A 19,672-nucleotide genomic window follows, 5' to 3' on the forward strand; every position below is an offset into this window, starting at 1 on the left:
AAATGATCGAAAGGGAGGAATTGAGATGCTAGACAAAAACCCGTTAATGATTGATCTGGATATTGATCAATGGTCAAGGCTTCATAATGAATTTCTGATGGGGGTTAGAGAGAAAAAAAGAATTACTGTAATCCATGAAAAAGGTACAGTTCTGAACATCAGTCATTCGCATGATGAATCCATTAACAGACCAATAAGCGTAGTTGTAGATCCACAACGAGATGCTAAAGAATTGTTTGAAGCAAATAAAGAGACTACAGAACTAGTTATAATTTTAGATAGATGCAGTGTTGAAACCTACTATGATGAAGTTCAATCCGTTTGGACAGCTGAAGAAGATCTCGATAATTACATGTTCAGAATGTATTCAACGCTTGATTCCTATTATCCAGGAATAGTGACATATCCAAGTCCAGCCAGCAGACAACTTGGTCTTCAATGGTTACTTCCAGGAAGGCCGGGTTTTATTGAAGCAAAATCAATAATCAATAATTTTGTTGAGAAAAGTAGTGTTGTTACTGTGGCAATTTTTGAAGATTCTACAAAATTGTGGACTAGTTTAATCCTTGGATTCAATGAAAAAAAGAAGGTATCTTTAATAACATCCGTTAAACAGGGACTGATAGAAAAGTACTGGAGAAATGAATATTCAAAAATTAGCAACTGGGTTAATAACAATTATTGGAAAGTTGGACTTGGCATCTATATGAGTAAAGAAACTTATCAAGAAATTTCACAGAGTAAAGACTGTGGATACAAGTTCAAGCAGCTTTGCTCTGATAATACCATAATTGTGGATCCCAGCAATAATAATCTAGATACATTCATTGCAAAATACAAATTGCACGAATTAAGTTAAGAAAACTCATTAACTTTGATATATCTTCTTCAGAAATTACTAAAAGTAAAGGTTAATGAAGGTTACATAAGTTGTTAAAGTAAGAAGAAGAAATAAAATGATTACAGACCAAGACAAAAATTGACCCGAATTTTTATGATAGAGACAGCTACATTAGTTAGTAGAAGGTAAAATTCTGTAATTTATCTTAAAGAAGCAATACATAAAAATTACTGAAAAAACTAGTTTTAATCTAAGAGACAACTTTTTTCAAAGTTGTCTCTATTTAGAAAGGATGATTAAGGTGAGCGAAGTATTTTTAAAAATGGAGAATATTTCTAAATCATTCAACAAAATAAAAGTCCTCAAAGAAGTAAACTTTGAGTTAAGGAAAGGAGAGATCCATGCTCTGGTCGGAGGAAATGGGGCAGGAAAATCTACTTTAATGAAAATTCTAACTGGAGTTTATAAAAAAGACAGTGGAAAAATATTAATTAATGGCACAAAAGTAGAAATAAACGAGCCAAAAGATGCAAAAGCCAACGGTATAGCAATGGTATTTCAGGAATTCAGCCTTGTACCTACTTTAACAATTGCCCAGAATATATTTTTAAATCAAGAGCCAAAAAGCAGATTAGGATTTATAGATGATAAAAAGTGCCTTAAAAGAGCTCAAGCATTACTAAATAATTTAAACATTGATGTGCCACCAGCAGAAACTATAGACAAATATAGTGTAGCATACTGGCAATTGTTTGAAATTGCAAAGGCGTTGTCTTACAATTCTAAAATTTTAATAATGGATGAACCAACTTCTTCATTAAGTGAAAGTGAAACTGAAATTCTATTTGATTTTATGAAACAACTAAAAGATAAGGGAATTTCAATTATTTATATTTCACATAGAATGGAAGAAGTTTTAAAGATAGCAGATAGAGTAACAATTTTACGAAATGGAGAAAATGTTTTAACCGAAAATAGTAGCAATTTAACTCTTGAACAAATTATAGAAAATATAGTTGGTAGAGAATTAGAGCATTCATTTGAATGGCAGAAAAGAGAAATTGGGAGAAAAGAGCCAATCTTAAAAGTTAAAAATCTTAATTCAAAAAGGTATAACCTAAAAAATATTAGTTTTGAATTATATCCCGGAGAAATTTTAGGTATAGCTGGTTTAATGGGAAGTGGTAGAACAGAGATTGTAGAATCTCTTTTTGGGATAAAGTCATATGATTCAGGAGAAATAATGATAAACAATAAGAAAGTAGGTATCGAGTCTCCTCAAGAGGCTCTGAGGGAGGGCCTAGCATTAGTACCTGAAAACAGAAGAACACAGGGATTGATTTTGGATCATAGTGTAAAAAATAATATACTCCTTCCTATACTTAAAAAACTTAAAGGAAAATTATTTATAAATGATAAGGAGGGAAGAAATATAACAGAAAAATTAATTGAGACAATGAGTATTAAAACTGATGGAATTAATCAGAAGGTAAAATTTTTATCAGGTGGTAATCAACAAAAGGTAGTAATAGGAAAATGGATTGCTCATCAACCAGAGATTTTTCTTATGGATGAACCTACCATAGGGGTAGACATAGGTGCTAAAACTGAAATAATAGAACTAATAAGAAGTCTTGCTAATGAAAATAAAGCAATTATAATCATATCGTCTGAGTTACAAGAACTTATGGCTATTAGTGATAGAATTATAGTTTTAAAAAATGGTAGTATTTCCAGAACTATTAATAGAGAAGATATTTTTTCAGAGGAGGAATTGCAATATGCAATACAAAAAGGATAATAAGTTAGCTATTAAAAATTTCAATTGGCGACAAAATATTGTTTATATTGCCTTTGTAATTGTATTCTTGTTTTTTTCTATTACACTTTTCGATGCAGGGTTTTTATCAAAAGTTAACATCCTAAATATATTTAGACAGACAGCGATAATTGCAGTAATGGGTGTCGGTATGACATTTGTTATATCTACTGGAGAAATAGATTTATCAGTTGGGTCAATTACTGCTTTATCATCTTTAACCACTGCTCTTTCTTTAGAAGCAGGATATGGCATAATTCTTTCCTCAATAATTGGTTTAGGTACAGGTTTACTTATTGGCCTTGCAAATGGATTTTTAACTTCTTCAGTTGGCATTCCTTCTTTCATTGTTACTTTGGGGATGATGGAAGCTGTAAGAGGGGCCGCAATGTGGATTACAAATACTGCACCAGTGCCCATTATGAATGAACGTTATAATTTTTGGTTTGGTTCTGGTAATATTCTTAGTATACCAGTTTTACTTTTTTGGATGCTTTTGATAGCGATAGCAGGAGATTTAGTATATAGAAAGACTGTTTTTGGTAGGTATACCTTAGCCACAGGAGGAAATGAAGAAGCAGCAAGATATACGGGCATTAATACCAATAGAATAAAACTGCTGACTTTTGTGCTTTCTGGTACCTTGGCTGGTTTGGCAGGTATGCTATATGCGGGGAGAATGCAGTCAGGAAGGTTTTCATTCGGTGATGGTGACGAATTAAATGTTATTGCTGCTGTAATACTTGGAGGAACGAGTCTTTTTGGTGGAAAAGGTACGATAGTGGGAACAATTTTTGGCGCCCTGATAATGGGGGTAATTAATAATGGATTGATTCTTGCCGGTTTAGAAGTTAGCCAACAAATGATGGTCAGTGGTTTCATTATAATCTTAGCAGTAGCATTTGGAAGTAAGAAAGAAAAAGAATAACATCACATCAAAAATAGGTAAAACAATGATTAACAAAAGGTAAAATAGGTTAAAAAAGTGATAAGGATTCTCTTCCAAAAAGCGTGATTAGAAAAAAGCGAAATATGATCAGAGAATGAAATAAGATAGCATCAGCCAGAAAAACACAAAATATACCAGTTAAGGAAAGAGTTATTCAAATCCTTTGAACTGATGGTGAATATAAAATATTCACGGTACTATCAAGCATAGATCAACAAGAGATACAATCAACATATATGTGAATTTCAAAACAATTGCAAAGTTAGAATACAATGGTTACTATTAGAGTGTATGCGATATGGTTCAAAGAAGCTTTTGACACCTAAACTTATTGTGATATGAAGTATACATTCGGTGAAGCTAAAGAAAGAATAGATGATGAGGCAAAGAGTGTAGAGATAGCTGAAAAGATGCCTTATTTCACATGCACAATTGGCCCTTATTTTCGTGAGAAATCTAATTTTGAACCACAAAATTGACTTCATAACCTGGTTAGAGGAAAATTCTAACCAGGTTTTTATTTTTTTACATTTTTTCAAAAATTGAGAATTAAGTTGTTAATCCAATTTAATTTCCTCTAAACAGATCAGATCGTCTGTAATTTCTAATAACTGTATTTTGTTTTCAAGAAATATAGATATATAATTAGTATGTACAAATTTAAAATTTACTAAGAATCATATATACATGTTGTAATATTTTTATCATACAAGTTAACCTCACAAATCTTATTTGTAGCAGTTTTGAAATATAAATTTTTATATCAAAAGAGGAGAGTTGAAAATGTACGAAGATTTGAAAAAAGAACTATACAAAGCTCACATGAATCTTGAAAAATACAGATTAGTCGCCTACACCAGTGGAAATGTAAGTGTAAAAGTGAATAATCATGTAATAATCAAACCTTCTGGAATACCATATGATGAATTAAAAGCGGAAGATATGGTAGTTCTAGATATGGAAGGAAACACGATAGAAGGTAAACTAAAACCGTCTGTTGATTCTGCTACTCACCTTTACCTTTACAAAAATTTACCAGATGTAGGGAGTATTATTCATACTCATTCACCTTATGCTTCTGCTTTCGCATTGTTATCACAGCCAATACCTGTTTACAGCACTGCGCATGCTGATGTTTTTGGTGTACAAGTGCCTGTTTCAAACTATGCGCCTGTAGGCACTGAGGCAATTGGTAAAGCTGTGATTGAAGTTGTAAATCAAGCAAAAGCAGTTCTTTTAAGTAAACATGGAGTAATAGTCATGGGAAAAAATATCAAGGAAACTATTAGAAAAGCAATTTTCTTGGAAGAGGTCGCACAAACAGCCTATCTTGCTAGGACTATTGGAAATCCAGAATCTTTAGATGAAAAAGAAGCAAAACGATTATATGAATTTCATCACAGTAACTACGGTCAAAAGTGACAAAATAAATGGTTTAAGGAGGACAACATATTATGTACTTAATAGGCACAGATATAGGAACTACTGGGACAAAAACTGTTATTTTAGATGAAAAAGGAAATCTAATCTCAAAAGCAAGCAAAACATATAAAGTAAGCACACCAAAGGCCTCATGGGCTGAACAAAATGCAGATGTATGGGTAGACGCCTTCATTCAGACCTTAAAAGAAGCCGTAGAAAAAGCTAATATAAACCCTGCTGAGATAGTCGGAATATCTTTAAGTGGATTATATGGCGGAGCTGGTGTACCCGTAGATAAAAACATGAATCCTCTGTATCCCTGCCTTATTTGGATGGATAGAAGGGCATCAAAAGAAACTCAGTGGGTTAAAGACAATGTTTCAAAAGAGAAATTGTTTGAAATAACAGGAAACTATGTGGATTCTTATTTTGGTTTCACCAAAATAATGTGGATAAAAAATAACTTACCTAATGTTTGGAAAAACACTTATAAATTCGTTAGCCCTAAAGATTACGTTATATATAAGCTTACAGGAGAACTTTCAACTGATTACAGCTCAGCTGGGAATTTAGGCGGAGTTTTTGATATCAGGACAAAAAATTGGTCAGAAGAAATGGGTAAGATACTAGGAATCCCCATAGATAAACTACCAGAAAAAATACTAAGATCAAAAGATATTGCAGGTTATTTAAACAAAGATATGGCCGAACTTACTGGATTAAAAAAAGGTACTCCTATAATCTCCGGAGGAATAGATGCACCAATGGCACAATTGAGTGCTGGAGTATTGAACGAAGGAGAACATGTCTTTATGGCAGGGACTTCTACATGTTGGGGAACTCTTCTATATGATAAAAAACCAACTACTCCCCAATTAGTAAATTACCCTTACGTTGTCGATGAAGACCATTTACTCTACACATTTGGCGGTAGTGCCACAACAGGCGCATTAGTAAATTGGTTTATAGATGAATTTGGTCAAATGGAAAAAACTTTTAGTGAACAAACTGACTATTCCCCTTATGATCTTTTAGAAATGAAGGCAAAAAATGTACCGTTGGGAAGCGAGGGTCTCTTAACCTTACCATATTTCATGGGAGAACGATCCCCTATATGGGACCCAGATGCAAGAGGGGTTATTTTTGGAATCACATTGTACCACAAAAAACCGCATATTTATAGGGCTCTTATGGAATCTGCGGCCTTCTCACTAAGACATAACATGCAAACCGCAAAAGAATCTGGCATAAAATTAAATCCAGACTGTTGGATAGTTGGAGGAGTAGCTAATTCTGACCTTTGGACTAAGATATTTGCTGATGTCACGGGCTATAACATGATCAAATTATCCGACAACATTGAAGCACCTTTGGGAGATGCATTCCTCGTTGGACTTGGTACCGGAATATTCAAAAAACCTGAGGAAATTAAAAATTGGATAAAGATAGAAACAACCGTAAGCACAGATAAAAACAATTTCGCTAAATACAATAATTATTACAATCTATTTTTAGAACTATATAACAATACTAAAGAAATAATGCATAAAATTGCTAAATTATAACTTACGAAATAGAACAATCTTTGGAGGTGCAAGATGGTAAATAAGAAAAAACCTACAATTGGTGTATTAGGAATTATGCAACAACTGTACGACAAAACTTATCCAAACATAGTTGAAACTCAATCTAACTACGTTAAAGACGTTATTAAAGAATTAGGAGATATAGCGGTATTCAAATTCATTAAGCCAGCTAGAAAAAGAGAAGACATCGAAGAAATAGTTGAAACATATAACAACGATAAAGAAATAGATGGAATTATGATCATGATGCTAACTTACAGTCCATCTCAAAGAATTGTTTCTGCCTTAAAAAAGAATAATTTGCCAATAATGCTTGCAAATATTCAGCCTTTACCTTCCGTAACAAAAGAATGGAATATGAAACTTTTAACTTACAACCAAGGAATACATGGGGCACAAGATAACATGAATGCCATAGTTAGGTTAGGTATTACATGTCCAGTGGTTACAGGAAATTGGAAAGAAGAAGAATTCAAATGTTTTGTAAAAGATTGGAGTCTTGCGGCCCAAGCAGCAAAAGCTTGTAAAAATTTAAAAATCGCAGTTGTTGGAAGAATGCCAGGGATGGGGGATATTACCTTTGATTCATCAGCATTATTAAAAAAGCTTGGAGTTGAAGTGGTAGACGAAAGCATGGGAAAGATATATTCTTACTTTGAAAAAGTAACAAAGAAAGAAATCGAAGATGTTAAAGCAGAAAATGCCAAGAACTTTGAAATTGATCCTAAACTAAAAGAAGACCAATACGACTTTGCAGCAAAATTTCAGGTCGCCATCGAAAAGTTTCTCGAAGACAACAAATACGACGGATACAGTATCTATTTCGATTCTGTAAAGGATGACGGAAGGTTCAAACAGTTACCGCTAATGGCAGCCTCTAACTTGATGGCGAAAGGATATGGATATGGAGCAGAAGGAGATGCACTTGCAGCTACGGTAGTAAAAATAGGACACATCCTTGGAAATAGCGGTCACTTCACAGAGATGTATGCTATGGATTTTGAAAGGGATTCCGTTTTTATGAGCCATATGGGAGAAGGTAATTGGCAAGTAGCAAGGAAAGACAAACCAATAAAACTCATAGACAGATTTTTAGGTATAGGAGATTTAAACAATCCGCCTACAGTTGTATTCAACGTGCAGCCAGGTGAAGGAACCATAACTTCCTTAGCCCCCTTAAGTGAAGGAAATTTCAGATTAGTTGTTTCAAAAGGAGAAGTTATAGACAGCGAGAATTATCCGAACGTTGAAATGCCATATTTTCATTTCAAACCAGATACAGGAGTAAGGACTACGATGACAAACTGGCTCAAAAACGGAGGAACTCATCACCAATGCTTTAACATCGGAGACATTACAAGGAGGTGGGAACTGTTTGCAAAAATGGTCGGTACTGAGTATGTTAGGGTATGAAGAAGTTTCAAAAACTCATTAGGAGGTGGAAAAATTATGTTAAAGAAAAGTTTGTTTGTTTTAACGTTTTTGATCATTTTAAGTTCTTTTCTTTTCGCACAGACAGAATATATGCCAGGAGTACCGCGTGACCAACTAATAATTATTGAAAATCCCGACGGAAGAGCTACAGATCCAGGTAATTTCAATATATGGGCTCCAGGTTCTCCTTCATGGTCGAGAGGACTACAACAGATTTGTATGGATGCATTATGGTATATAGACCCAGATGCTGGAATTGAAGGAGATCCTTGGTTAAATTCCTTAGCAGCGGAACCACCTATTTATAATGATGATTATACTATGATGACCATTAAATTGAGAGAAGGGATTTATTGGAGCGATGGAATAGAATTTACTGCGGATGATGTTGTCTTCACAATTGAAACTTTAAAAGCTCATCCTACCATGGGTTGGGGAGCAAATTTTGAAATATATGTCGACCAAGTCTACAAAACTGATGATTACACAGTTGTATTGAAATTAAAAGAACCAAATTCTAGGATGCACGCTACGTTTACTGTAAGATGGTCTGGTTGTTACATAATGCCTAAACATATTTTTGAAAAAGTAGAAAATCCAGAAGCTTATAAATTTAATCCACCTGTTAGTTTAGGCCCTTATGTTTTGGAATCTTATGATCCAAACGGATACTGGAATTTATGGAAAAAACGAGATGACTGGGAGAGAACTACCTTAGGTAAATTATACGGAGAACCAGGTCCAAATTATGTTTTATATATTGGACTATCGCAAGAACGTAGATTTTTAGATCAAATGAAACATGAACTGGATATTGTTCACGATTTAGCACCCGAAGCTGCTATATCGTTAATACAAAATAATCCTTACTCTGTAACGTGGTTCGAAGATTTTCCTTGGGCTCATCCAGATCCAACCCTAATCGCTTTATTACTTAATCATGAAAAATATCCTTACAATATTCCCGAAGTTAGATGGGCTCTTACACTCAGTTTAAATATGCCAGAGATAGCGTTGGCTTCTTACAATGGTGCTGCAACTATTTCTCCAATTGCTGTTCCACCTACTGGTAACCATTTAAAATGGTATTTTGACCCATTAGAAGAATGGTTGAAAGAATTTTATATTGAAGTAGATGGTGAAAAGTTCTTTCCATATGATGAAACAATACCATTCCAGGTTGCTGATTTAGCGAAAAAACAATTTGGATATGAAGTACCTGATGATCCAGAGAAAATTAGAGGATCATTAGGGTACGGGTGGTGGAAATATTCGCCTGAAACAGCGGAAAAGTTACTTATAAGTCAAGGTTTTACTAAAGATAATCGTGGACGTTGGAGACTTCCAAATGGTGATCTATGGAGAATTAACATAATTTGTGAAGCGGAAGGAAGACCTATAGCAACAAGAGGAGCAGAAAAAGTTGCCGAACAGTGGAGAAGATTTGGAATTGATGCACAAATTCAAGGTGTTAGTACTGCGGTTCTTTGGCCAAACTATTTAAATCCTGGTAATTTTGAAGTAGGTTATGCTTGGAATATAGAAACTTGGGGAGGACATCCGGACCTTTCTTTCTTTCTCCGTACATGGCATTCTGATTTTTATAAAACAAGTGGAGAGCTAGCCTCAGGTTCTAATTATATTAGGTATAAAAGCGAAGAATTGGACAAAATAATAGAAGATCTTATAAAAACTGACTTTTTTGATTATGAAGAAAGCATATCTATTGGTTTGGATTTTCTAAAACTAATGGTTAGAGATATGCCTGAAATCCCCCTCATGTCTTATAATGTATTTACAATTTGTGATGGATATTACTGGACAGGCTATCCTACATCAGAAGATCCTTACACTAACCCCGTACCTAACTGGGCGAACAGTAAGTATATGTTCCCAAAACTTAAGCCCACTGGTAGAAAATAGAATTAATTTATTGCTTTTGCCTGCCTAAGATTTTCTTAGGCAGGCTATCCTTGAAAAGACTCATATGTTTTAGGAGGATAAATAATGAAAAAAAATTTAGCGAATTATATTGTGAGAAGACTTTTACAGTTTATAATACTTGTTTTTATTAGTACATCTATTATCTTTATACTTCCCAGATTATCTACGGATACTGGACCGGTAGAACAAGCTATTGGACGTGCGATGAGTCAAGGTCAATATACAGATCCTCAGGCTGTAGAAAAATTAAGAAAAAATTTAGAAATCACTTATGGATTAGAAGGAAACATTTTACAACAATACTTTAATTTTTGGAAAAACTTTTTAAAAGGTGATCTTGGACCTTCTTTTGCCTATTTTCCCACACCTGTAACTGATTTGATATTTAATGCCTTACCTTGGACAATAGGACTTTTAGGTACAACAACTATCTTATCTTGGCTGATTGGAAACTGGTTAGGTGGTGTAGTGGGTTGTAACCGAGATAAAAAATGGGCTAGAAGTATCGAAGTTATTATTAACGGATTCAGGCCTATTCCTCATTATATACTAGCTTTAGTACTTTTAATTTTCTTTTCTTATACTTTACCGATTTTTCCCTCAGGTGCAGCATATTCTCCTGGTACAATCCCAGATTTGAGTTGGAATTTTTTTCTTACTGTAATTAAACACGCCTTTTTGCCAGCACTTTCCCTTTTAATTCTAGGAATAGGAGGATGGTTCCAAGGCATGAGAACACTAGTTTCCCATATTATTAAGGAGGATTATGTAGTTTATGCAAAATTTGCAGCTATCAATAAAACAGAAGTATTTAGAAATTATATTTTGAGAAATGCTATGTTACCTCAAATAACTGGATTAGCTCTTCAATTAGGAATGCTTTTTAGTGGCACGCTTATAGTTGAAATTGTTTTCAATTACCCAGGTATTGGATTTTTGGCTTATCAAGCAATTTTAAGATCAGACTACAATTTAATTATGGGAGTTACAATTTTTTCTATAGTTGCTGTTGCTTTAGGCACCTTGATAGTCGATTTATTATATCCTTTAATTGATCCTAGAATAACTTATGGTAACTGAAAAGGTGGTGAAATTGTGAATTTAGTAAATTTAATAAAAAATGATGTAAGATTTAAAATTGGTTTCATTTTAATTATTATCATAATTTTTTTCTCTATGCTTTCTTTTTTTAGTCCTATAGACCCTTTTTCAACATATTATGCACCTGTTAATCGTCCTCCAAGTAGAGATTATCTTTTTGGTACCAATTCTAAAGGCCAAGATCTTTTCTGGATGACTTCTTATGCTTTTCGAAACTCTATAATTTTTGGTTTAATAACTGCCTCTATTTCAAGGATAATAGCTTTGTTTGTTGGTACTGTTTCTGGTTATAGAGGAGGAAGAACTGATAACATTCTTATGATTATTAATGACAGTTTTATTACTCTTCCTATTTTACTTGTTATGATATTAATCGCAATGGTATTTCGAAGACTTCCCTTCTTTTTATTAGCAGTGGTTTTAGGACTTTTTGGATGGCCTTGGGATGCAAGATTGTTCAGATCTCAAATATTAAGTCTAAGAGAAAGAAAGTTGACTTATACTGCAAGATTTTCAGGAATGAAGACTCTTAATATCATTTCCAAAATATATTTCCCTCATTTGACTCCTGTTTTCTTTTCCACTTTTATTAATAATATGATATGGTCCTTAGGCTTAGAGGTAACTTTATCTGTTTTAGGCTTAACTAGTCTTCAAACTCCAACCATTGGTACTACAATTTATTGGGCAAATCAACATCAGGCACTAATAATGGGCATTTGGTGGTGGTTAGCTGTACCAATAATAGGAGCCATTATACTTTTTACTTCTTTATATCTTTTAACAATAAGTGTGAATGAATATGTAGATCCTAGAATGCGTGTCCAAGGAGGAAATTATTAAATGGCATTGTTAGAAATTAATAAAATTAATGCTTATTACATGCATAATACCCAAAAAACAAGAGCAGTGGAAAATGTCTCTCTTTCCGTTGAAGATAATGAAATTATTGGTATTGCTGGTGAATCTGGTTGTGGAAAATCAACGTTGGTGAAAACAATCTATGGTGCTATTGAACCGCCGCTTTATTTGGAAAATGGGTCGATTATTTATAACTTCAAAAATTTAAGTTCTAATACAAAGATAACTAATGAGAATATTCCCTTTTATTGGTGGAAAAAAATTTCCTATATTCCCCAAGCTTCAATGAACGTACTAAATCCAGTAAGAAAAATTAAAAAATTTTTTGAAAACTTGTGGAGAGCTCACAGACAAGATTTGAGTTATAAAAATTATCAAAAATTATTAAGTACCCATCTACAACATCTTGGACTTCCTGTAAGTATTTTAGAATATTATCCTCACCAATTATCTGGTGGAATGAAACAAAGAGTTATTATAGGAGCTGCTTCTTTGTTCCATCCTGAATTAATAATCGCAGACGAACCTACTTCTGCGCTGGATGTAGGTGTGCAATTAGATGTATTGCGCTTACTATTAAAAATACAAAATGAATGTAAAAATACTATTATAGTAGTAGCTCATGATATGTCGGTAATGGCCAATTTTTGTATGAAAATCGCCATTATGTACGCTGGGAATATTGTTGAAATTGGCAAAACACTGGATATTTTTAGCCATCCTTTGCATCCTTATACCAAACTTTTAATTGATTCTTTACCAAAAATAGGAGATAAAAGAGGATTAAAAGGAATACCGGGAAGCCCTCCAGACTTAGTTTCACCTCCTTCAGGGTGTCGATTTCATCCACGTTGCCCACATTCCTTTGAATTGTGCAAAAAAGTATCACCTACGATGAAGGAATTCTCCGCAGGACATCAAGCCGCTTGCCATTTGCTTGAAAGGGGTGAAACAAATGAAAGAAAATAAAGAACTTTCAATTCAAAATGTCACAAAAATTTTTTCTCAAAGAGTACTTCTTTCTAAAGAAGAATTTAAAGCTGTTGATGACGTTACTTTAGAAATATCATTAGATTCTCCTGAAATTTTCGGATTAGTAGGAGAAAGCGGAAGTGGAAAAAGTACTTTAGCAAATATTATTCTTCAAATAATTTATCCAGAGATTGGAAAGATTTATTTAAATGGCAAAAATATAGCTGACTTTGAAATTACGGAGTTTATGAAATATGTCCAACCAATATTTCAAGATCCTTTTGATTCATTTGATCCTATGAAAAAAACAGATCTTTTTATTTATGAAACGATCAAAAATTTTAATATTGTAAAGGATAGGTCTTCAATAGAATCTCTTATAAATGAATCCTTGAAAAATGTTGGTTTGGATTACAAATCAGTTAAAGGAAAATATCCTCATGAATTTTCCGGTGGGCAACTTCAGAGAATTGCAATTGCTAGAGCCTTAGTTGTGCATCCCTTACTCTTAGTAGCTGATGAGCCAGTTTCTATGCTAGATGCATCTTTACGAATTTCCATAGTCAATTTATTTAAAGAACTAAAAGAAAAACATAATTTAAGTGTTTTGTATATTACTCATGATTTATCTACAGCTTATTATATAAGTGATAGGATAGGAGTTATGTTAAGAGGTAATTTGGTAGAAATAGGAAATGCAAAAGAAATTTTAGATGAACCTTTACATCCTTACACTCAGTTTTTGAAGGAAGCAGTACTCGAACCTGATCCTACTAAGAAAAAAATCGCCTTAGAAGAGTCGGAAGAGCAAAGAATGACTGTTATCTCAGAGTATCAACAAAAAGGATGTAAATTTGTTAATAGATGCCCGAAGGCTACAGATATTTGTAAAGAAAAAGAACCTGGATATTATTCAATTAAAGGTAGAAAAGTCAAATGTTTTTTATATGAAAGTTTCAAATAATTTGGTTTATCTAATTAAATTCAAAAACATAAAAAATCATCAAAAATGGAGGTATTTAAAATGAAAAAATCAAAAATGTACATAGACAAAAACTTTGTAATTGATAAAGTAGATAACAGACTTTTTGGTTCTTTTATAGAACACCTTGGTAGAGCAGTTTATACAGGTATATATGAGCCTGATCATCCTAAAGCAGATGAAAAAGGGTTCAGAAAAGATGTGATAGATTTAGTCAAAGAATTAAATGTTTCTATTGTTAGGTATCCTGGGGGAAACTTCGTTTCAGGATACAACTGGGAGGATGGTGTAGGTCCAAAAGAGAAAAGACCTAAAAAGCTTGAATTAGCCTGGCGTTCATTAGAACCAAACGAATTTGGTACCAACGAGTTTATTGAATGGTGTAAGTTAGTTAATACAGAACCCATGACGTCCATTAATTTAGGTACAAGAGGAATAGACGAAGCTAGAAATTTTGTTGAGTATTGCAACTTCCCTGGAGGAAGTTATTTCAGTGATTTAAGAAAGCAACATGGTTACAATGATCCACACAATATAAAAGTATGGTGTTTGGGAAATGAAATGGACGGTCCATGGCAAATCGGGCACAAAACCGCCTTAGAGTACGCCAGACTGGCTGAAGAAACCGCTAAAGTAATGAAATTAGTTGATCCAAATCTGAGTTTGGTTGCTTCTGGAAGCTCAGGATGGCACATCCCAACTTTTGGTGAATGGGAGGCAACTGTACTTGAGCATACTTATGATTATGTTGATTTTATTTCTTTGCATGCCTACTACGACAATTATGAAAATAACATAGAAAACTTCTTAGCAAAGTCTATTGATATGGATTCATATATAAAATCAGCTGTAGCTGCATGTGATTACGTAAAAGGTCGCAAGAAAACTAACAAAACGATTTATATATCATTTGATGAATGGAATGTCTGGTTTCATTCAAGAAAAGAAGATGAGAAAGTTGAACCCTGGCAAATTGCCCCACCATTACTAGAAGATGTATACACTTTTGAAGATGCTTTGTTAGTAGGTTTAATGCTAATTACGCTCCTAAAACATGCTGATAGAGTTAAGATAGCTTGTTTAGCCCAGTTAGTTAATGTAATTGCACCTATTATGACAAGAAAAGGTGGAGGTGCATGGAGGCAAACAATATTCTATCCATTCATGCATGCTTCTAATTTTGGAAGAGGCACAGTTTTACAACCAGTCATTTCAGCTGAAACATATGACACTAAAGATTTTAAAGGTGTTCCATTTGTTGATGCTGTTCCCGTTTTTAACGAAGAGAAAAACGAATTAACGATATTTGCAGTAAATAGAGCACAAGATAAGATAGAGTTTGATTGCGAATTAAAAGGTTTTGAAGATTATTCTGTGACAGAGCACATAATTTTAGAAAACAATGATCTTAAAGCTGTAAATACAGAAGATAACCCAGACAACGTTAAACCCCACAACAATGGAAATGCCAGAAATGAAGATGGAAAAGTAAAAGCTGAATTATCACCACTTTCTTGGAATGTTATTCGATTAAAAAAGTAATAAAATTAAAAACAAACGGATACTATGAGGATTTACTAAATTGGGAGAGAAAGTTGTACTCACAAACTGGAAGAATAAAAGGAGCAAATAGAGAAGAAGGACCAATGGCAGTTTGGATCAGGAAGTGAAATCTTTTCAAAATTATAGCAATTTTTAAATAAAATGTATTATACTAGTTATAACAACACACTACGGAGGAGTTTTGGCAGTGAAAAAGACCAAGCAATCTATCATAAAAGATTACATCCTTGATCAATTGAAGAGTGGAGAATTAAAAAAAGGAGATAGAATTCTATCTGAAAATAAATTGGCTGAATTTTTTTCCGTCAGCAGGCAGACAGTTAGAAAAGCTATCTACGATTTGGAAAAAGAAGGGTATTTGGTTACCAGAAGAGGCAGTGGAACATACGTTAAATCTATGAGAAAAGATAAAGAAAACATAGGCATTTTAACTCAATCTTTGACTGACTATATATTTCCTTTTATAGTCATGGGGGCAGAAGAGACATTAAAAAATACTAAATTTAATTCTTTTATAGGTAACGCAAAGAACGATCCTGTTGTTGAAAGGGAGACCTTAGAAAGGTGGATGGATCTTGGATTAAAAGGTATGATAGTAGATCCAGTGGTAAGTGCCACTAAACAAGCCAATGTAACTCTTTTAAAAGAAATAAGTGAACAGATCCCAACCGTGATTATAAATAGTGATCTAAATATTCCATACGCTGGAACGTTGGTATTGAATGACTATGAATGTGGATCTTTTGCAGCGAAAAAATTTATCGAGTTAGGACATAAAAGGGTCGCTGTGATATATAAAGCTGTTCATAAAGCAGCAAATGAAAGAGCTAATGGATTTATAGATACAATAAATGAACATAAGCAAATATTGCTGTACGAATTGCCTTTTCACGGACAAGAAACATCCGATGAAGTTTTTAATTTAATCATGTCGCTTTTGAGCCTACCAAAAAACAATTTACCCACTGCAATTTTTTGTTCAAACGATTTGGTGGCTATGCAGGTAATAATGGCTGCAAAAAAGTTGAACCTTGATATACCAAACGATATTTCGTTAATAGGTTTTGATGATGCGGATTTTGCACAGGCACTTGAAATTTCTACTTTTAGGCATCCAAAACAGCAATTCGGTGAAAAAGCTGCTCAAATGCTGCTTAAAATGATCGAAGAAAACAACAATGGAAAACCTGAAAAAATTGTCGAGAAAGCTGAGTTTATAGAAAGAAATAGCCTTATTCAAAAAAAGTGAGGAAAAAAGATGGTTGATCTTTTAAATCTTAAAATAGAACTAATGGCTGGTTTGAATTTCAAATGTGAATGTGGAAGAACTCATAAAGTAGATATTGAAAAAATAATTGTGGGAAGTAATATTCTGAACGATAAAAATAGTTTTATAGATATTATTGAGTCTGAAAATTTATTTGTTGTGGCTGATAAAAATACCTATAAGAGTTGGGGGAAAGAACTAATCAGACTCTTAAAAAGAGAAAATTACCAAATAACTGAGTTTATTTTTCAAAATGAAAATCATTTGATTCCAAATGAAAAAAGCGTTGGAAGATTATTGATAGAAATCCCTAAGAATACATCGTTAATAATTGGCGTTGGCTCTGGGACCATAAATGATCTTTGTAGATTTTTAAGTTACAAACTTAATATCCCTTATATAATCTTCGCAACCGCTCCTTCAATGGACGGATATGCCTCGATGGTCTCTCCTTTAATTGTAGAAGGTTTTAAGAGAACGTATGAAGCAACTTATGCAAAAGCAATTGTAGCAGATACACAAGTTCTAAGAAATGCACCTTTAGAAATGATTCATGCAGGATTTGGAGACATTCTTGGAAAGTTTACTTCTTTGACGGATTGGAAACTTTCTAAATTAATCAACGATGAATATTATTGTGAAAAAACCGTTGAATTTGTGGAAAAAGCAAGGGATCTTTGTGTAAAAAACGCTGAGAAAATAAGTCAAAGAAGTGAAGAAGTCACTAAACAAATAATGGAAGCGTTAATTATCTCTGGAATAGCCATTGGATTTGTAGGTTACTCTAGGCCAGCGTCAGGAGCAGAACATCATTTAGCTCATTATTGGGAAATGGATGCCATATCAAAAAATATACCACACCCTTTACATGGAAATTCTGTTGGAGTAGGGACGGTTGTTGTTTCGATGATCTATCAATTAATGAAAGATAAACTTCCTAAAGGATTAACTCCACCAGATCCTGAGTATTTAATTTCAATTCACAAAAAGGTAGGTTCGATATATAGCCCAAAAGAATTAGGCATTCCAAAAGATGTCTTTCAAGATAGTATCATACATGCCAGAGAAATCAGAAATAGATACACTATTCTTCAATTAGCTCATGAGTTTAACCTTTTAGAAAAGATATCAACAATTCTTACAGAAAAATTTTATGGTTAATTTTTATCTTTGACAGCTCGGCTAAAAAATATTTAGCCGAGTTTTTGTTTTCAATCATAATACTTTTTCCATACGAAAAAAGCTCAATTTATGTTGCCGACTTAATTCTAATGTTGATTCACTTGTTTTTATATATCCTAACTTTTCATAAAACTTGAGAGCTATAGTATTTTCTTTTTCTACATCCATTATCTTTGCTTTCCTTCGTAGTTGCTTTCTCTATACCTACCATTTTATGCCCCCTTGAATGTATTTTACCAGATCATAGTACGATGTTTAGAAAGAGCATTTTTAAGAATTTTCAACGTAATCGGCTATAAAAGCTCTTAATTACTCTTAATCATCTCAAATCACGAATAATTAAGTTTGCAAAATATAAAAATTAAAGTTATAATTAGAATAAAGATATGAAGTATGATATGTTATTTAATTTTAACTTAAAAGTTATTTTATTTTCATATTTTGATCTGAGGAGGTGCTAAATGATTTCAAAAGCTGGTAGATCCCTATATAAAGAAATATTGAAAGAATTGAGAACAAAAATTACTAAACTCCCTGAAGGATATAAATTACCCTCTCAACAGGAACTGTGTGAAAATTTAGGGGTTAGTAGAACTTTAATCAGAGAAGTACTAGTAAGCCTTGAACGAGAAGGTCTGATCATAAGAAAACAAGGGTTAGGTACATTTGTGGTGAAAAAAGATGGCATTGTTCAAACAGGCTTAGATTATTTAAGGGGAGTTTCAACTATAATTTCGACCTCAGGGAAAGTACCTGACCTTATTTTAAACGAGTTTGAGGAAGTAGCAGCGTCCCCTTCACTCTCAAAAAAATTGGAAATCGCTCCTAAAGACCCATTAATCAAAATTAAAAGAGTTTATACGGCTGATGGTATCCCCGTTATATACGCTGAAACGTATATGGTTATCAACAGGATTCCCGGTGGGAAAGACGCAATAATTTCCGTTTTAAAAGATGAAAATAGTAAAAATGAGGAGATTTTTACCTATTTAGACAAATATTTTATGAGACCCATTAAACATGCTATCTCAGAAATAGAAGCTATTGATGCTGATAAGAAACTTGCCAACTTATTGAAAATTCCCGAGAAAAAAGCAGTCACTCTTTTATTAGAAGTTCACTACGATGAAAATAATATTCCCTTACTTCACTCATTGGATTACATAAATACCTCTATTTTCAAATTGAGTGTATTCAGAAGAAAAATATAACGTATTTAAAACTACAAGGAGGAGATTCTGTGTTTAAACAAGATTTTAGAGTTCCAACAGGATTAGAAAATCAAATTCAATATCATATTCAATGTGGGCCCGGTGACGTTGCTCCTGTAGTGATAGTTCCCGGTGATCAAGGGAGAGTAGAAAGTATTATCAGTAAACTACACGATCCCGAAAAAGTTTCAGAAAACAGAGGACTTATTACTTATACGGGTTATTATGAAGATTACCCTGTATCAGTCACTTCAACAGGAATGGGTGGGCCTTCTGCAAGCATTGTCTACGAAGAGCTTATAAATATTGGGGCAAAGATACTAATTAGGATTGGAAGTGTTGCTGGATTGCAAGAAGAAATTGAAGAAGGAGATGTCATAATTCCCCATGCTTGCGTGAGAGATGATGGCGCTAGTCAATATTATGTACCACAGAATTTCCCTGCGGTAGCTTCACCAGAAGTATATTTAAGACTTATTTCTGCAGCAAAAAGCCTAAATCTTGATTTCAAAACAGGAATAAATTGGAGTCATTCTTG

The 19,672-nt window shown here is 33.4% G+C and carries 17 protein-coding genes; all 17 read left to right on the top strand.

Annotation, left to right across the window (positions count from 1 at the left end; translation table 11 throughout):
* Window positions 1–25 precede the first annotated feature (25 nt).
* Window positions 26–859 carry a hypothetical protein gene (locus tag AA81_RS02045; RefSeq protein ID WP_103898030.1) on the top strand — a complete coding sequence of 278 codons (834 nt, stop codon included), beginning with the start codon at window positions 26–28 and terminating at the stop codon, window positions 857–859.
* Between the two features lie 274 nt (window positions 860–1,133).
* Window positions 1,134–2,642, top strand: a complete 1,509-nt coding sequence (locus AA81_RS02050) for a sugar ABC transporter ATP-binding protein (protein WP_342750110.1) — start codon at window positions 1,134–1,136, stop codon at window positions 2,640–2,642.
* Window positions 2,623–3,588, top strand: a complete 966-nt coding sequence (locus AA81_RS02055; RefSeq protein WP_103898031.1) for an ABC transporter permease — start codon at window positions 2,623–2,625, stop codon at window positions 3,586–3,588. Before AA81_RS02050 ends, AA81_RS02055 begins: the two co-directional genes overlap by 20 nt.
* 359 nt (window positions 3,589–3,947) lie before the next feature.
* The gene (locus AA81_RS14110) at window positions 3,948–4,088 is read left to right on the top strand and encodes a hypothetical protein (RefSeq protein ID WP_169999582.1); all 141 of its coding nucleotides are present in this window, start codon (window positions 3,948–3,950) and stop codon (window positions 4,086–4,088) included.
* A 304-nt stretch (window positions 4,089–4,392) separates the two neighbouring features.
* A complete protein-coding gene (locus tag AA81_RS02060) occupies window positions 4,393–5,031 on the top strand; it encodes an L-ribulose-5-phosphate 4-epimerase (RefSeq protein WP_103898032.1) in 639 nt (212 codons plus the stop codon).
* Window positions 5,032–5,063: 32 nt separating this feature from the next.
* Window positions 5,064–6,596: an FGGY-family carbohydrate kinase gene (locus AA81_RS02065; RefSeq protein WP_103898033.1), complete on the top strand. Its 1,533-nt coding sequence runs from the start codon at window positions 5,064–5,066 to the stop codon at window positions 6,594–6,596.
* A gap of 33 nt (window positions 6,597–6,629) precedes the next feature.
* Window positions 6,630–8,030, top strand: coding sequence for an L-fucose/L-arabinose isomerase family protein (locus tag AA81_RS02070; RefSeq protein WP_103898034.1), 1,401 nt, complete (start codon window positions 6,630–6,632; stop codon window positions 8,028–8,030).
* A gap of 36 nt (window positions 8,031–8,066) precedes the next feature.
* On the top strand, window positions 8,067–9,974 hold the full coding sequence (locus tag AA81_RS02075) for an ABC transporter substrate-binding protein (protein ID WP_103898035.1): 1,908 nt from the start codon (window positions 8,067–8,069) through the stop codon (window positions 9,972–9,974).
* 84 nt (window positions 9,975–10,058) lie between these two features.
* Complete coding sequence (locus AA81_RS02080; RefSeq protein WP_103898036.1) at window positions 10,059–11,075, top strand: ABC transporter permease; 1,017 nt, start codon at window positions 10,059–10,061, stop codon at window positions 11,073–11,075.
* A gap of 15 nt (window positions 11,076–11,090) precedes the next feature.
* Window positions 11,091–11,939: an ABC transporter permease gene (locus AA81_RS02085; protein WP_245863370.1), complete on the top strand. Its 849-nt coding sequence runs from the start codon at window positions 11,091–11,093 to the stop codon at window positions 11,937–11,939.
* Window positions 11,940–12,926, top strand: coding sequence for an ABC transporter ATP-binding protein (locus AA81_RS02090; protein WP_103898037.1), 987 nt, complete (start codon window positions 11,940–11,942; stop codon window positions 12,924–12,926).
* Window positions 12,913–13,893 carry an ABC transporter ATP-binding protein gene (locus AA81_RS02095; RefSeq protein WP_103898038.1) on the top strand — a complete coding sequence of 327 codons (981 nt, stop codon included), beginning with the start codon at window positions 12,913–12,915 and terminating at the stop codon, window positions 13,891–13,893. Before AA81_RS02090 ends, AA81_RS02095 begins: the two co-directional genes overlap by 14 nt.
* Window positions 13,894–13,953: 60 nt before the next feature.
* On the top strand, window positions 13,954–15,453 hold the full coding sequence (gene arfA / locus AA81_RS02100; protein ID WP_211292628.1) for an arabinosylfuranosidase ArfA: 1,500 nt from the start codon (window positions 13,954–13,956) through the stop codon (window positions 15,451–15,453).
* Between the two features lie 208 nt (window positions 15,454–15,661).
* Window positions 15,662–16,723 (top strand): GntR family transcriptional regulator, encoded by a 1,062-nt coding sequence (locus AA81_RS02105; protein ID WP_146050323.1) that lies wholly within the window; start codon window positions 15,662–15,664, stop codon window positions 16,721–16,723.
* A gap of 9 nt (window positions 16,724–16,732) precedes the next feature.
* A complete protein-coding gene (locus AA81_RS02110; RefSeq protein ID WP_103898040.1) occupies window positions 16,733–17,902 on the top strand; it encodes a sn-glycerol-1-phosphate dehydrogenase in 1,170 nt (389 codons plus the stop codon).
* Between the two features lie 482 nt (window positions 17,903–18,384).
* Complete coding sequence (locus AA81_RS02115) at window positions 18,385–19,134, top strand: GntR family transcriptional regulator (protein ID WP_103898041.1); 750 nt, start codon at window positions 18,385–18,387, stop codon at window positions 19,132–19,134.
* A gap of 29 nt (window positions 19,135–19,163) precedes the next feature.
* A partial coding sequence (locus AA81_RS02120) for a nucleoside phosphorylase (RefSeq protein ID WP_146050324.1) occupies window positions 19,164–19,672 on the top strand: 509 nt, incomplete at its 3' end.

It is taken from the genome of Petrotoga halophila DSM 16923, from assembly GCF_002924615.1.

Coding starts and splice junctions, on each gene's coding strand:
- AA81_RS02050 (WP_342750110.1), top strand. CDS start 1,134: ATGATTAAGGTGAGCGAAGTATTTTTAAAAATGGAGAATATTTCTAAA.
- AA81_RS02045 (WP_103898030.1), top strand. CDS start 26: ATGCTAGACAAAAACCCGTTAATGATTGATCTGGATATTGATCAATGG.
- AA81_RS02095 (WP_103898038.1), top strand. CDS start 12,913: ATGAAAGAAAATAAAGAACTTTCAATTCAAAATGTCACAAAAATTTTT.
- AA81_RS14110 (WP_169999582.1), top strand. CDS start 3,948: ATGAAGTATACATTCGGTGAAGCTAAAGAAAGAATAGATGATGAGGCA.
- AA81_RS02110 (WP_103898040.1), top strand. CDS start 16,733: ATGGTTGATCTTTTAAATCTTAAAATAGAACTAATGGCTGGTTTGAAT.
- AA81_RS02060 (WP_103898032.1), top strand. CDS start 4,393: ATGTACGAAGATTTGAAAAAAGAACTATACAAAGCTCACATGAATCTT.
- arfA (WP_211292628.1), top strand. CDS start 13,954: ATGAAAAAATCAAAAATGTACATAGACAAAAACTTTGTAATTGATAAA.
- AA81_RS02065 (WP_103898033.1), top strand. CDS start 5,064: ATGTACTTAATAGGCACAGATATAGGAACTACTGGGACAAAAACTGTT.
- AA81_RS02115 (WP_103898041.1), top strand. CDS start 18,385: ATGATTTCAAAAGCTGGTAGATCCCTATATAAAGAAATATTGAAAGAA.
- AA81_RS02080 (WP_103898036.1), top strand. CDS start 10,059: ATGAAAAAAAATTTAGCGAATTATATTGTGAGAAGACTTTTACAGTTT.
- AA81_RS02090 (WP_103898037.1), top strand. CDS start 11,940: ATGGCATTGTTAGAAATTAATAAAATTAATGCTTATTACATGCATAAT.
- AA81_RS02075 (WP_103898035.1), top strand. CDS start 8,067: ATGTTAAAGAAAAGTTTGTTTGTTTTAACGTTTTTGATCATTTTAAGT.
- AA81_RS02070 (WP_103898034.1), top strand. CDS start 6,630: ATGGTAAATAAGAAAAAACCTACAATTGGTGTATTAGGAATTATGCAA.
- AA81_RS02055 (WP_103898031.1), top strand. CDS start 2,623: ATGCAATACAAAAAGGATAATAAGTTAGCTATTAAAAATTTCAATTGG.